Below are 12,737 nucleotides of genomic sequence, written 5' to 3'. Positions count from 1 at the left end.
TCGCGGCCCAGGTCGTGTACACCCACACCTTATAGACCCCAAGAAGAAGCACAAGGGTCTCACCGGCCCCCACCCAGGAAGGATTCTCCACCAAATGATGGGAGAGTTGCAATAGCGCGAAAACAAAGACCAGATCGAAGAACAGCTCAAGATGCGTAACCCGGTCTCCGGAAGTCGCAGGACGCATCAGCGACCTGGCACGGATCATCTGTATCCTCCACTGGGCTTCATGAGCGGACGGACGCCCCCTCCTGTTGTCGAAAAGGCTGACAACGGTCAGCAGAGAAGTCAAGGGCCATCGGTTTGGCTTACAAAGCTGTCGCCTCAGCCGGTGGGCCACCGGGCTCGATAATAGTGGCCGTTAATGCCGAACCAACGTCAGGCATGAGCGTTGGCTTGAACCTTCCATCGACCCCTACTACTTGGGAGCGTTTACCATGGCGGACCTCAGCGCGAAATCTGCGCAGCCGCAGACCAGATCAGTGCCGAGCGGAGCCCCACCGTCTCCACGAGGTACCTCAAGGCATGGAAATTGGAGCACCTTGCCGCCGCGGGCAAGACCGCGGCCACCCCGCAGCCCGTCACCGAGCTGGCAGTGCGCATAGCCGGAATGGTCTGGCCTGAGGCGGCAACGGCTGATGACGCCAGGCACTCCGAGGTGGAGAAGGCGTGACGGGAAGAGCGTGACCACAAGGCCGGGAGATCCACGAGCCGGCCACTGAACTGGACAAACTCGTCCTGGCCCGGGAGCCGGACCCGCAGAACCGCCATCCCAAGCTGCGATTTAACCGCCAAACGAAGTTAACAGTCACACAGTAGAGTCGAGCTAGGATCCCGAATCGAGTTTTGAGAAGACAAACCCAAATGGCTGCACACCGTATCGGCTATGCACGAGTCTCCACGCGTGACCAGAACCTTGATCTGCAGCTGGGTGCCTTAAAGGGTGCGGGATGCGATCGCATCTTTGAAGACACGATGAGCGGCACCAAGCCCGGCCGCCCCGGAATTTTTCAAGTCGGTCGGTACCAGTGGGAGTTAGGCTGCTAGTTTTTCGGTGTTTTCCTTGGGTTGGTTGATCCATGCGGGCCCGGGCAGGGCCAGTATTTTGGGGTCGGTGGGTTTGGTGAAGCGGTTGGGATGTTTCGCCCGTGCCGCGGCGAGGGTTTCGGAGCGTTGCTTGGCGACGCCGGCGGCGAGCCTGTAGTGGACGTTGGCGGGCGTGTGGAAGCCGATCCCGGAGTGCTGATGATGATGGTTGTACCAGTCCACAAACTCACTGATGAAGGCCCTGGCATCGCCAAGGGAAGCGAAGCGTTCGGGAAACATGGGCCCGTATTTCATGGTCTTGAAGAGGCTTTCTGAGTACGGATTATCGTTGCTCACCCGGGGGCGGGAATGTGACCGGGTGACCTCCAAGTCCGAGAGCAGCGCGGCCACTGTCTTGGACGTCATCGACGTGCCCCTGTCCGCGTGCACGACTTGCGGGATGCCGTGGATGCCGAAGATTTCCTTCATCATCTCCACTGCCAGAACCGCGGATTCGCTGGCGTGCACGTGCGCGCCGACAATGAAGCGGGAGTGGATGTCGACCATCATGTAGCAGTCGTAGTATTTGCCCCTCATGGGCCCGGCCAGCTTCGTAATGTCCCACGTCAGCACCTGGCCCGGGGCGGTGGCCACGAGCTCGGGAACGGCCCGGGGAGGGTGCTTGGCCAGGCGGCGGCGTTCCTTGACCTGCTTGTTCTCCTCCAACACCCGGTAAAACGTGGACAACGAGCCCAGATAGACGCCCGCATCCAGGAGCTTCGCATAGACCTGCATCGGTGCCAGGTCGACGAACTCCGGGGCGTTCAACGCCGCCAACACCGCAGCCCGCTCGGCAGGGCTGAGCTTGTTCGGTGGCGTCACCGCCGCCGGCTCCCGGGGCGGGGCCGGCTTGCGGTACACCGTGGTGCGTGAGATCCCGGCCAGGGAGGCCGCCTGCCGGGTGGGGACCTGTTGTTGGCGCAGGCCGTGGTAGGAGGCCATCAGCTCTTCTTGGACTTCGGCTCGTCCGGTGATTCCTGAATGGCGTTCTCTAAGAACGCCGAGAGTTTTTCCATGATTCCCAGGGCTGCCTCGGATCTTTTCAACCGGCTCTCACTCACCTCCAGCTGGCGGCGCAAACGCGCGATCTCGGCCTGGTCCTGGGAGAGTTTCCCGATTGTTTCCCCGGGCTTCTTGCCCGCCAAAACGCCGGCGTCACGGAGCCGGCGCCATTCAGTCATCTGCGAGGAATACAGGCCCTCACGGCGCAGGAACGCGCCGCCTTCATTGGACTCGATGGCGGCCTCGTACGAGGCCAAAAATTCAAGCTTCTGCGCGGGGGTGAACGACCGACGAGCGCTCGGTCCACCGGCACGCGGTCCGGGACTGTTCATAGGACCATCTTTGCCTACGGCACTCAAAACTGGACTAGACATAATGATTAGATTCCTGGTTCTCGCCCCACGCGATCAAGCGGACTTGCTATGACCCAGTGGCACCGTTCCAGCCTGACGGCAATGATGATAATGGTCTTGAAGCGGTGTGACCCCCAGCCTGACTGACGCCCCGAGGGGCTGTCCTTTACGTGATCTGTCCACCGTTTCAAGACTGCAGGAAGTGCGCTGACCAGGCGGACATGACTTTATAGGAGCCTGAAGCTAACAGTCCCATTGCCGTCTTGTCTGCCCGCCTGGCCAACGTGCCCGTCAATTACGCATGTGATGCAAAGGAAGGGCAGTTTCATCATGGCAAACGATCTGTTGAAAGTCATCGCCGGCGTCGATACCCACGCCGATACCCACCACGTCGCCATCATCACCGAGCACGGCAAGCACGTTGCCGACCAGGAATTCCTGGCCGTCGGATCCGGCTACCGGAAAATCTTTGCCTTCATCACCGAATTCGGTCCCGTCCTCGGCGTAGGAATCGAAGGAACCGGCAGCTACGGCGCAGAGCTGAGCAGGGTCCTGACCAAGGAAGGGCTGACGGTTCAGGAAATCAACCGACCCAACCGGCAGGCCCGCCGGCTACGCGGCAAATCAGATCCCCTCGACGCCTACCAAGCCGCGGAATCCGTTCTCGCCCAGCGCGGCACCTCCACCCCGAAAGCCAAGGACGGACCCGTCGAATGCCTCAGGGTCGTGCGCGCCGCCCGGATCTCGGCGATGAAGGCCCGCACCATTGCAGTCAACCAGATCAAAGGCATCCTGGTCTCCGCCGCGGAACCGTTACGCAGCAAATACCGCGGCATGAGCTCCGTGCAGCTCATCCCGGCCCTGGAACGCTCACGTCCGGCTGGCACCCTGACCGACCCTGAATATGCCACCGCCATGGTGTTGAAGAATCTGGCCACCCGCTACCGGAATCTGGACCGCGAAATCAGCCAGGCAGATGACCAGCTGGCCGAAATTCTGGCCGTGCACGCCCCGATGCTCTGCGACCTTCCCGGGGTCGGAACCGAGGTCGCCAGTCAGCTCCTGGTCACCGTGGGAGATAATCCGGAACGCATCGGCAACGAAGCCCAGTTCGCCGCCCTGACAGGCACCGCCCCCATCCCCGCCTCCTCGGGGAAGACCACCCGGCACAGGCTCAGCCACGGCGGCGACAGAGCCGCCAACGCAGCCATCCACCACGTGGTCGTTTCCCGCATGGCCACCGACCAGCGCACGAAAGACTATGTTGCCCGGCGAACCGAAGAAGGCAAGTCCAAGAAAGAGATCATGCGCTGCCTCAAACGCTACGTCTCCCGGGAAATTTACGGCCAGCTGACAAACCCCCAGCCCGCACCGGCTATCAGCGATTTGCGCCCAACGCGACAGCAGCTTGGACTCACCCTCCAAACCGGCCGCCAGACACTTCGCAACCTGGCCGGGCACCCTTTCCCGCATCGAACGAGGACTCAGCCGCGATGACGCCCTCGCCCACGAATACAGGAGCTGGCTCGCCGAACAAAACCCGGCAAAAGATATGAGTTGACAACTATAGGAGCATCACGTAGGGCCCCGGTCTGGCCAAGGCCCTGGATGCGCTCCGGGAGGGCGATACCCTCATCGTGTGGAAGCTGGACCGTCTTGGCCGCAGCGTGAAGGACCTCCTGGATTTCGCCGGAGGCCTGAACGATCGCGGGATTGGCTTTGTCAGTCTCACCGACTCGATCGACACCACCACGGCCTCCGGACGCTTCTTCTTCAACGTGATGGCTTCCTTGGCGCAGATGGAACGCGAGCTCATGATCGAGCGCACGCAGGCAGGCCTTCAGGCAGCGCGCGAACAAGGAAGAGTAGGAGGCCGAAAACGCGTCATGACAGAAGCCAAGATCCGCTCAGCCCGGAAGCTCCTCAGCCAGGGAACGCCGCCCCGGGAGGTTGCCAGCAGCCTCGGCATATCCGTGCCAACGCTCTACCGGTGGATCCCGGCGACGGGCGCCGCGAAGGCACCAGTCACCTGATGGCGCTATTTGGTGCAGCAAGCGACTACGAAACAAACTGCCTCGCAGTGCAGCCGGGTCCGGACGCTGCCAGACCATACCCCTCTGCACTATCCCCGTAATTCTGGGGTTATCAGTGCAGACGACTCGTGAGTGCGCTGGGCACTATATCTCCCTTGGTCGCCGCTGGGGCCTTTTTGAGATCGTTGGATCTCAATGCAAGGTTTACAACTTCGATGCCAGAGCCCCCATGGAGCTCCCTGCCCGGTTCAGCAACCGCGAGGCAAGCAGCAATTATGCCGACGAAGGATGCGCCGACGGCTTTTCCCGCAAGTTCAACGACACCGCATGCTTCGAAGTTCTGTCGCAAATCGTTGAACGGCGGTCTGGGTGTCGTGAACGAACACATCCGCCGCAAAGTTCGTATCGTCGGGCACCCGATCCTCGGCGAAGTGTTTGCTGCCAGCGTAGCGGCCGAAGAAGGCGGAGCTTCGGGCGGACGGTTCTATAGGTCGCTAGTGTTCCGTGTTAATGGTTTGTTTGCGTTTCATCTTGCCCAGGAGATAGTCCGCTGATTTGGTCCAGGTAAATGGTTTGGCGTCCTGGTTGTAGTTCTCGATGTACCGTTCCATGGTTTGTTCGAGCTCTTTGATGGAGCTGAATGCGCCGCGTTTGAGGCACTGGCGGGTGATGATCCCGAAGAAGATTTCCACCATGTTCAGCCAGGAACAGCTGGTCGGGGTGAAATGCAGGCTCACGCGCGGGTTTTCGGCCAGCCAGTCCTTCACGTTTTGGTGCTTATGGGTCGCATAGTTGTCGCAGATGACATGCAGTTCAACCCCGGGGTGGGCATCGGCGACCCGGCCCAGGAAATCGACGAACTCGATGTTGGTGTGCTTTGGGTAGAAGGCGTTCGCGCTGAGTTTGCCGGTAAGGACCTCCAGGGCGGCGAACAAAGTGGTGGTGCCGTTGCGCTTGTAGTCGTGGGTCTGCTGCAGCGGGTGCGTCGGGGACAATGGCTGGTCCGGGCCGGTGCGGGACAGTGCCTGGATTTGGGTCTTCTCATCGATACTCACCACCACCGCGTTTTCCGGCGGGGACATATACAGGCCCACTACGTCCCGGAGCTTGGACTCCAGAGCGGGGTCGGTGGAGAACTTGAACGTCTCGATCCGGTGGGGCTGGATTTTCCAACGGCGCCAGATCCGGGCGACGGAGGAAAAGGAGATTCCGTGGCGTTCGGCCATGATCCGAGCCGACCAGTGCGAGATTCCCAGCTCCGCCGGCGGGTTCCCGTCATTGGTCAGGGTGTCAGCGATCAGGGCGAGTTCGTCTATCTCCCGCTCCCGGCCCGGGCGCTGGGCATCGGACAGGGCCTCGATCCCGCCCTCGGCGTAGCGGTTGCGCCACTTCAAAACCGTGGGTGCCGAAAACCCGGTGATCTTCTCGATCTGGATATTCGGCATCCCGTCGGCAGCCAACAAGACCGTGCGCGCCCGCAAGGCCACTGTCGCGGTGGACGCTTTCCCACGCGTCAGGGCCTCCAGGTCCCCTCGGTCCCCGTCGCGCAATTCCAATGCCCTTGCCAGATAAACCATGAATCAAGTCTGACAAACAATCAGACCCAAAGTAATCAACGACACGCTACACTAGTGCCCGGTGGAAGAATTTACCTCAAGATACGGATGGGCGAGGACCAGCTCCCTGAGTTCCTGATGGGCCGCCCGGATCCTGGCCAACCGCTGCAGCTCACGCGGAACAGCCAGCCAGTACTTCCTCCGAATAGCTACCGATGTATCCAGGATATGGACGAGCCGGCGATCAGGCTCAGCAATAAAAAAGGGAAGGACTGCAACACCCAGCCCCGCAACTGCGGCCATCCATTGCCCCGTGATGTTGTTCGTTTGGATGGCCGGGCGGACTCCAGGGAGTGCTGCGTCCAGAAATCGCAGCGCAGGAATGTCCAGAAGCGAATCCACGTAGCCAATGACGGAGTGCTCGAAGAGCTCATCCACGTTAGATATGGGCCCGTGACGTTGAAGGTACTGTGCGCTTGCATATAGGCCGAGCGGATACTCTGCAAGTTCGAACGACTCAACCCCCCGGATCGTCGGCCGTGCCAGGGAGATGCCGACATCAAACTCCTTTGAGGCCAGTAGGTTGAGGCGGGTGGCCGTGACTATTTCCACTTTGAGGTCGGGATACCGTGCTCGTAGATTACCCAGTCCCGGGCTGAGTACGAAAGCTCCGAACCCATCAGGGGCCGCAATCCGCAAGGTTCCGGACAACCGCCCTGCCGAGGAACCGAGTTCCTCGGCGGCGGCCAGCAGGGATGACTCCACAGCCTCAGCATGGATGGCCAGGCGTTCCCCGGCTTCCGTGAGCTCCCACCCTCCCGGGGCGCGCACGAACAACCTCGCACCGCTAGCCTTTTCAAGTTGGGTTATGCGCCGACCCACCGTCGTGTGGTCAACGCCCAGTCCACGTGCCGCTGCCACCAGCTTGCCTGTACGGGACACCTCCAAGAAGAAGCGTAAGTCGTCAGCAGAGATCATCCGATTATCTTACCGTGCAAAAATGCACACCAAAGGGCACTTTTGGTCATTGTTTGGGCATCCGTACCATGAGAGCGTGGTAGCAATTCGAATCCAAACCGCCCGATATGAGAGGCGTGTTCAAACAAAGGTGTTTCATGGTTGCCAACATTGCACTTCCCCGCCTAATGCGAGCAGGCGGGGGCGCCATCCACGAGGCGGGCTCCTTAGTCAGCGACCTCGGAGGACACCGCCCGCTTATAGTCACCGACGCCTACATGGTTGCTTCCGGCGTGGTTAGCAGTTTGATCGAAACTCTGCGGAAGTCCGGGCTGAGTGTCGCCGTATTCTCAGGAACGGTCCCTGATCCCACCACCGATTCCCTGAGCGACGGCGTGAGAGCGGTAAATGAACACGAGGCTGACATCATCATCGGTCTCGGCGGCGGCAGCGCAATCGATACAGCCAAAGCACTTGGAATCCTAAGCCGGCAAGGCGGCGAGATGCGGGACTACAAGGCACCGAGGAACAACACTGGCCCTGCGCTTCCCGTTGTCGCAATTCCCACCACAGCAGGAAGTGGCTCCGAAGCCACGCAGTTTACGATCATAAGCGACTCCGAGACCGGCGAAAAGATGCTGTGCGCCGGCATAGCATTCCTGCCTGCGGCTGCTGTCATCGACCACACGCTTACCCTGTCCATGCCACCCCGGCTCACTGCTGATACAGGCATCGATGCGCTGACCCACGCCATTGAAGCCTTTGTCAGCAAGAAGGCCAGTCCCTTCTCAGACGCATTCGCGCTGTCAGCTATCAAGACCATCGGGACGAACCTCCGAAAGGTCTACGAAGACGGCTCGAACCAGGCAGCCCGGGAGGCCATGATGCTGGCCGCCACCCAGGCAGGTATCGCATTCTCCAACTCCAGCGTCGCGTTGGTTCACGGCATGAGCAGGCCCATAGGTGCTCACTTCCATGTGGCACACGGGCTGGCGAATGCGATGCTATTTCCAGCTGTAACCGAATTCTCAGTAACTGCCGCGGAGTCACGATATGCCGAATGCGCGCGTGCTCTAGGCGTAGCCTCCGCAGCAGCAACCGACCGAGAAGCTTCGGTAGCGCTCGTGGCCGAACTGCATGCGATTAATGCCGACCTAGACGTTCCCACCCCAGAGGTCTTCGGCATCGACCGGCATGCTTGGGAATCCAAACTTCCGCTCATGGCCGAACAGGCGCTGTCCTCCGGTTCACCCGCCAACAATCCCGTCATTCCCGATGCACAGCAAATCCAAGACATTTACGCCAGCATCTACGCCTAGCCAATCCCAATACATCCTCCTCTCGCTCCCGCTGCGGGGCGGCAAGAGACAGCTCTCTAATCAGATATTGCATGTGCGGCCGCATGAACGCCCGATGCTCAAGCCAGGAAGAACAAAACCGATGAACACGACGACCGTCACCTCCACCATCAACCACTTCATCAGCGGAACCGAGGCTGCAGGTACAGGCACCGCCACCAAGCCCGTCTACAACCCGGCCACCGGCCAGGTCAGCGCCGAGCTGCGGCTGGCCAACCGCGAGGATCTCGACGCAACCGTCGCCGCGGCCAAGGCCGCGGCACTCACGTGGGGCGACATCTCGCTGGCCAAGCGCACCGCCGTGCTGTTCAAGTTCCGCGAGCTCGTCGCTTCCCACGTGGACGAACTCGCCGAGCTGATCACGGCCGAGCACGGCAAGGTCCTCTCTGACGCCAAGGGCGAGATCGGCCGCGGCCTGGAGGTCATCGAGTTTGCCTGCGGCATCCCGCAGCTGCTCAAGGGAGAGTACTCGGATCAGGTCTCCACCGGCATCGACGTGTTCTCGTTCCGCGAGCCGATCGGTGTGGTTGCCGGCATCACCCCGTTCAACTTCCCCGTCATGGTGCCGCTGTGGATGGCCCCGATGGCGATCGCCACCGGCAACGCCTTCATCCTTAAGCCTTCCCACCGGGTCCCTTCAGCAGCGATGCTGCTGGCCAGGCTCTGGAAGCAGGCGGGCCTGCCCGACGGCGTGTTCCAGGTCCTGCACGGGGACCGGGAGGTCGTCTCCGGTCTCCTGACCCACCCGGACGTGGACGGCATCTCCTTCGTCGGTTCCACCCCTGTCGCCAAGCACATCATGGAGACCGCCACCGCGCACGGCAAGCGCGTCCAGGCCCTGGGTGGCGCGAAGAACCACGCCATCGTGATGCCCGACGCGGACCTCGACAACGCCGCCGACCACCTCGCCGCCGCCGCCTTCGGTTCGGCCGGGCAGCGCTGCATGGCCATCTCCGTCGCCGTCGCGGTCGGGAACGCCGCCGACCTGCTGGTCAAGAAGGTCCAAGAGCGCGCCCTGGACGTCAAGGTCAAGAACGGCACGGAGCCCGACGCCGACATGGGCCCTGTCATCAGCACTGACTCCCGGGACTTCATCGTCCGGACCATTACCGAAGCAGAAGCCGCCGGCGCCGCCATGGTGGTGGACGGCCGCGACCTGGTGGTCCCCGGCCATGAGGAAGGCTTCTGGGTTGGTCCCACCGTGCTGGATCACGTCAAGACCGAGATGTCCGCCTACACCGAGGAAATCTTCGGCCCCGTCCTCGTGGTGGTCCGCGTGGCGGACCTGGAGGAGGGCATCAAGCTGATCAACGCCAACCCGTACGGCAACGGCACCGCGATCTTTACTTCCTCCGGCGCCGCGGCGCGGAAGTTCCAGCGCTCCGTCGATGTGGGCATGATCGGCATCAACGTGCCGCTGCCCGTGCCGGTGGCCTACTACTCCTTCGGCGGGTGGAAGGCCTCGCTGTTCGGCGACAAGCACATCTACGGCCCGGAAGGCGTTTCCTTCTACACCCGCGGCAAGGTCATCACTTCGCGCTGGCCCGAAGCAAGCCACGCCTCCGGCGCTTCCTACAACTTCCCCTCCAACTAGGCGCGCGCCCCAAGTACAGGGTTCAGCCAGATGAAGCAAACGATGAGTAATACTCCCTCTGCTGACCCAGTATGAGCCGCGGGGTTTGTACCGCATTCGAACTCCTCAGGATCATCCAGTACTTAGATGTTCGGGCTTGAGACAGCAGGGGCCCAATACACCTGCGTCACCGGCCCCTACACCGCCTGACCGGCAGGTGTTCAGGACCACGTTCCTGCCCTGTCCGGCAGCAATGTCCCCGATCACGCTGCCCGGTTCCGTGTTGCCTACGTCCTCCTGCCTGAGCACCGACGGCACGCGGGTCTTGCATCGACGAGGCGGGAACGATGCCCTCGTGCCCGCAGGCGCAGATGCTGGGTGGTCTGCCGGCGACGGCTTGGTCGAGTCGGGCCCGCATCCATTTCGGGTCCCCAAAGCCCTGTCGAAGGCGTGCTCTCCCAGGCCCGACGCCGCCCCTTTCCCGCTGGCATAAATTGCCAGGCGGCCGCGGAGCCTGTTGCACTTGCGCTCCCCCGCTATTCCTTGCATGCCTGCTGGGAGTCCTGGCCGGCTTCCGCAAAGCTGCGCGGCTCAGCGTGGAAGTGGACGAGATCGTCGAGGACAAGATCCTGCATCCCACGCTTCCCCGGGACATTTCCCTAGAGAGTGGCTGGACGAGCGCGCTGCAGCGTCCGCAGCTCTGTCCGGCCGTTATTGCGCGGTGACCGACTCTGGCAGCGTGGCCCACGGACTAGCATTAGGTTCATGGGTGCCAATGACAGTTCTGCCGTTCACAGCGGTGGAAGCCCGTCAGGCGGTACCAAGGGTGCCGGCCAACTCATGGCTATGCTTGACCATGGTGTTTCCGCGGGTGATCTGGAGACCACGCTGTCCGCCTGGCTGGAAGCCGGGGCCATTGACCAGTCCACTGCGGCGGCGGCACGCCGGTTGAACGCCCAGTTGTGGGAGGCGAGTCGCCGGGAGGGCCTGCTGCGGGTCCTTTACGATACGGCCACCGACCTGACCGGCATACGCGACGTCGAGGCAGTACTCAAGGCCATCGTCCGGCGCACCCGGTCATTGATCGGCAGCGACATCGCCTACTTGAGCCTGAACGACTATGGCAGCGGTGAGTCCTACGTCCGGGTGACCGACGGCGCAACGACCGCTCTCTTCCGCAACATCCGCATGCCCCTCGGCGTAGGCGTGCTCGGCGCCGTGGCGACCGGCGAGGCACCCTCCCAGAGCGCCGACTACTTAATGGACGAGTCTAAATCCCATCTGGAGTCCAGCGACACTGCTGTGGCAGCCGAGGGCGTCCGGGCGATCATGGGTGTCCCCCTTCGCGCAGAAGGGAAAGTAATCGGCGCGCTCCTGGTCGCCGACAGGCATGCGCACGAGTTCAGCAGTGACGACGTGGCCTTGATGGAATCCATTGGTACGCACGCAGCCGTCGCGCTGGAGAACGCCCGCTACTTCAGTGAAATGGCCAGCGCCCTCACCCGACTGGACCAAGCACAGCGGCAGAACCTGGCCCACGTACGGGCCCTGGAGGAGCTCTCAACCCTGGACCGGCGGCTCATGGAAACCCTGGCCTCAACCGGCAGCCTTCCCTACCTGCTCAACCTGCTGGCCGAGTCCCTGGACACTCCTGTCTTTTTGGTCTCTCCCATGGGCGAGCCGCTGGCGGGGCTCGCATCGGACGGTGACTTCGGTAGCCTCCCGGCCCTGAGCGCCGCTGAGGAGTCTGCGGCCAGGAGGGCGGCCGTACAGTTCGAGGTCAAGGACAAGAAATACACCGTCATGTCCGCCGTAGCGGGCGACCAGCACCTCGCCTCCCTCATCGTCGCGGAGCAACTCAGCCCGGCCCGGCTCGCGGTCCTGGAACGCAGCGCCCTGGTGCTCAGTGTGTCGCTGCTGTTAGAACGCACATTCCAGGACGCCCAATACCGGCTGCAGCTGGAACTCATCGATGACCTGCTCAGCCCCCGCTCTGAACACGCGGCAGCGCTTACCCGCAGGGCCGGGCAGTTCGGTCTGGCAAACCACCTCCAGCTCGTGGTGCGCGTGGTGGGGGTCAGCGACGACCAGCGCCAACGGGCACTCTCCGTGCTGAGGCATCGACCCGACGGGGTCCCGGGAATCATCGCCCTGCACGAATCACACTTGTGCATCATTGAACCCTTCGAACGACGCGACAGCCGCCCGAATGAAGCCAGCGGTGCCGCACACACCGGCCAGTCCATCATTGACGAGCTGAAACGACGCCGCATCACGGCCAGCGTCGGGACATCAGAACCAGTGACCGGCTTTGCCCGGCTGTCCGCGGCCCACACCGAAGCCCACGCCGTCCTCCGTGCGCTGCAGGCCCTCTCGCGCAACGGCGAGGCAGCGGACCGGGCCGCCCTGGGTACCGCAGGAATGTTACTCGGAGCGATGGACAGCCCCTTCGCTGGACAGCTGCTCACTGCACAGCTGGGGCCACTTCTGAGCTACGACGAGCGGCGGGGAACGCAGTTGGTCCTCACAGCGTGGACGTTCCAGGAAAACGGTGGCGCCATCCAGGAAGCGGCCGACTCCCTCCACATCCACCCCAATACCCTTAGGCAACGGCTGGACCGGATAGACGCCCTGATCGGTGCCCCGTGGCGCCGGGGAAGCCGTTCCCTTGACGTCCAAGTGGCGCTGCGCTTATGGCGGATGAAGACAGCCGGCGTCAGCTCCGGCGGTTCCTGACCAGCGGGCCTGCTTTCCGCCGAACCAAAGCATATGGCACCGGACCACATGTACAGTGGCTTTATATGGCACGGAATCACATG

The 12,737-nt window shown here is 62.3% G+C and carries 12 protein-coding genes; 7 read left to right on the top strand and 5 right to left on the bottom strand.

Annotation, left to right across the window (positions count from 1 at the left end):
• Nucleotides 1–292, bottom strand: a 292-nt coding sequence (locus NG698_RS09540; RefSeq protein ID WP_252609439.1) for a low temperature requirement protein A, incomplete at its 3' end; no start/stop codon positions are given.
• 240 nt (nucleotides 293–532) lie between these two features.
• Here NG698_RS09540 and NG698_RS09535 point away from each other — a divergent pair.
• Entirely contained in the window at nucleotides 533–673 is a 141-nt protein-coding gene (locus NG698_RS09535; RefSeq protein ID WP_252609437.1) for a hypothetical protein, read from the top strand.
• A gap of 191 nt (nucleotides 674–864) precedes the next feature.
• Nucleotides 865–1,047, top strand: coding sequence for a recombinase family protein (locus NG698_RS09530; protein ID WP_374210088.1), 183 nt, complete (start codon nucleotides 865–867; stop codon nucleotides 1,045–1,047).
• On the opposite strand, the gene NG698_RS09525 is transcribed toward NG698_RS09530, so the two are convergent.
• A protein-coding gene (locus tag NG698_RS09525; RefSeq protein WP_252609435.1) for an IS3 family transposase occupies nucleotides 1,036–2,420 on the bottom strand; the annotation gives its coding sequence in 2 pieces (ribosomal slippage) (nucleotides 1,036–2,102 and nucleotides 2,102–2,420; 1,386 coding nt in all). The two genes, NG698_RS09530 and NG698_RS09525, sit on opposite strands and share 12 nt — an antisense overlap.
• A gap of 351 nt (nucleotides 2,421–2,771) precedes the next feature.
• Here NG698_RS09525 and NG698_RS09520 point away from each other — a divergent pair.
• Both NG698_RS09520 and NG698_RS09515 read left to right on the top strand, forming a co-directional pair.
• Nucleotides 2,772–3,938: an IS110 family RNA-guided transposase gene (locus NG698_RS09520; RefSeq protein WP_252609433.1), complete on the top strand. Its 1,167-nt coding sequence runs from the start codon at nucleotides 2,772–2,774 to the stop codon at nucleotides 3,936–3,938.
• A gap of 95 nt (nucleotides 3,939–4,033) precedes the next feature.
• Complete coding sequence (locus NG698_RS09515; protein ID WP_305887090.1) at nucleotides 4,034–4,474, top strand: recombinase family protein; 441 nt, start codon at nucleotides 4,034–4,036, stop codon at nucleotides 4,472–4,474.
• A 112-nt stretch (nucleotides 4,475–4,586) separates the two neighbouring features.
• Here the strand turns inward: NG698_RS09515 and NG698_RS22090 are convergent, their stop codons facing one another.
• The 3 genes from NG698_RS22090 to NG698_RS09505 form a co-directional block, all read right to left on the bottom strand.
• Nucleotides 4,587–4,862, bottom strand: coding sequence for a hypothetical protein (locus tag NG698_RS22090; protein ID WP_509908524.1), 276 nt, complete (start codon nucleotides 4,860–4,862; stop codon nucleotides 4,587–4,589).
• A gap of 106 nt (nucleotides 4,863–4,968) precedes the next feature.
• Nucleotides 4,969–6,051, bottom strand: a complete 1,083-nt coding sequence (locus tag NG698_RS09510; protein ID WP_252609431.1) for an IS630 family transposase — start codon at nucleotides 6,049–6,051, stop codon at nucleotides 4,969–4,971.
• Between the two features lie 51 nt (nucleotides 6,052–6,102).
• Nucleotides 6,103–7,008, bottom strand: a complete 906-nt coding sequence (locus NG698_RS09505) for a LysR family transcriptional regulator (RefSeq protein WP_252609429.1) — start codon at nucleotides 7,006–7,008, stop codon at nucleotides 6,103–6,105.
• 137 nt (nucleotides 7,009–7,145) lie between these two features.
• Here NG698_RS09505 and NG698_RS09500 point away from each other — a divergent pair, with 137 nt between their 5' ends.
• From NG698_RS09500 to NG698_RS09490, 3 genes are all read left to right on the top strand, one after another.
• On the top strand, nucleotides 7,146–8,306 hold the full coding sequence (locus tag NG698_RS09500) for an iron-containing alcohol dehydrogenase (RefSeq protein WP_252609427.1): 1,161 nt from the start codon (nucleotides 7,146–7,148) through the stop codon (nucleotides 8,304–8,306).
• Nucleotides 8,307–8,427: 121 nt separating this feature from the next.
• Entirely contained in the window at nucleotides 8,428–9,939 is a 1,512-nt protein-coding gene (locus tag NG698_RS09495; RefSeq protein WP_252601864.1) for a CoA-acylating methylmalonate-semialdehyde dehydrogenase, read from the top strand.
• 819 nt (nucleotides 9,940–10,758) lie between these two features.
• Complete coding sequence (locus NG698_RS09490; RefSeq protein WP_252601861.1) at nucleotides 10,759–12,654, top strand: helix-turn-helix domain-containing protein; 1,896 nt, start codon at nucleotides 10,759–10,761, stop codon at nucleotides 12,652–12,654.
• Nucleotides 12,655–12,737 lie beyond the last annotated feature (83 nt).

This window comes from Pseudarthrobacter raffinosi (assembly GCF_023913735.1).
Classification (GTDB): Bacteria; Actinomycetota; Actinomycetes; order Actinomycetales; family Micrococcaceae; genus Arthrobacter; species Arthrobacter raffinosi.
The sequence above is the reverse complement of the archived record's forward strand: the minus strand, read 5'-3'. Positions and strand labels throughout refer to the sequence as shown.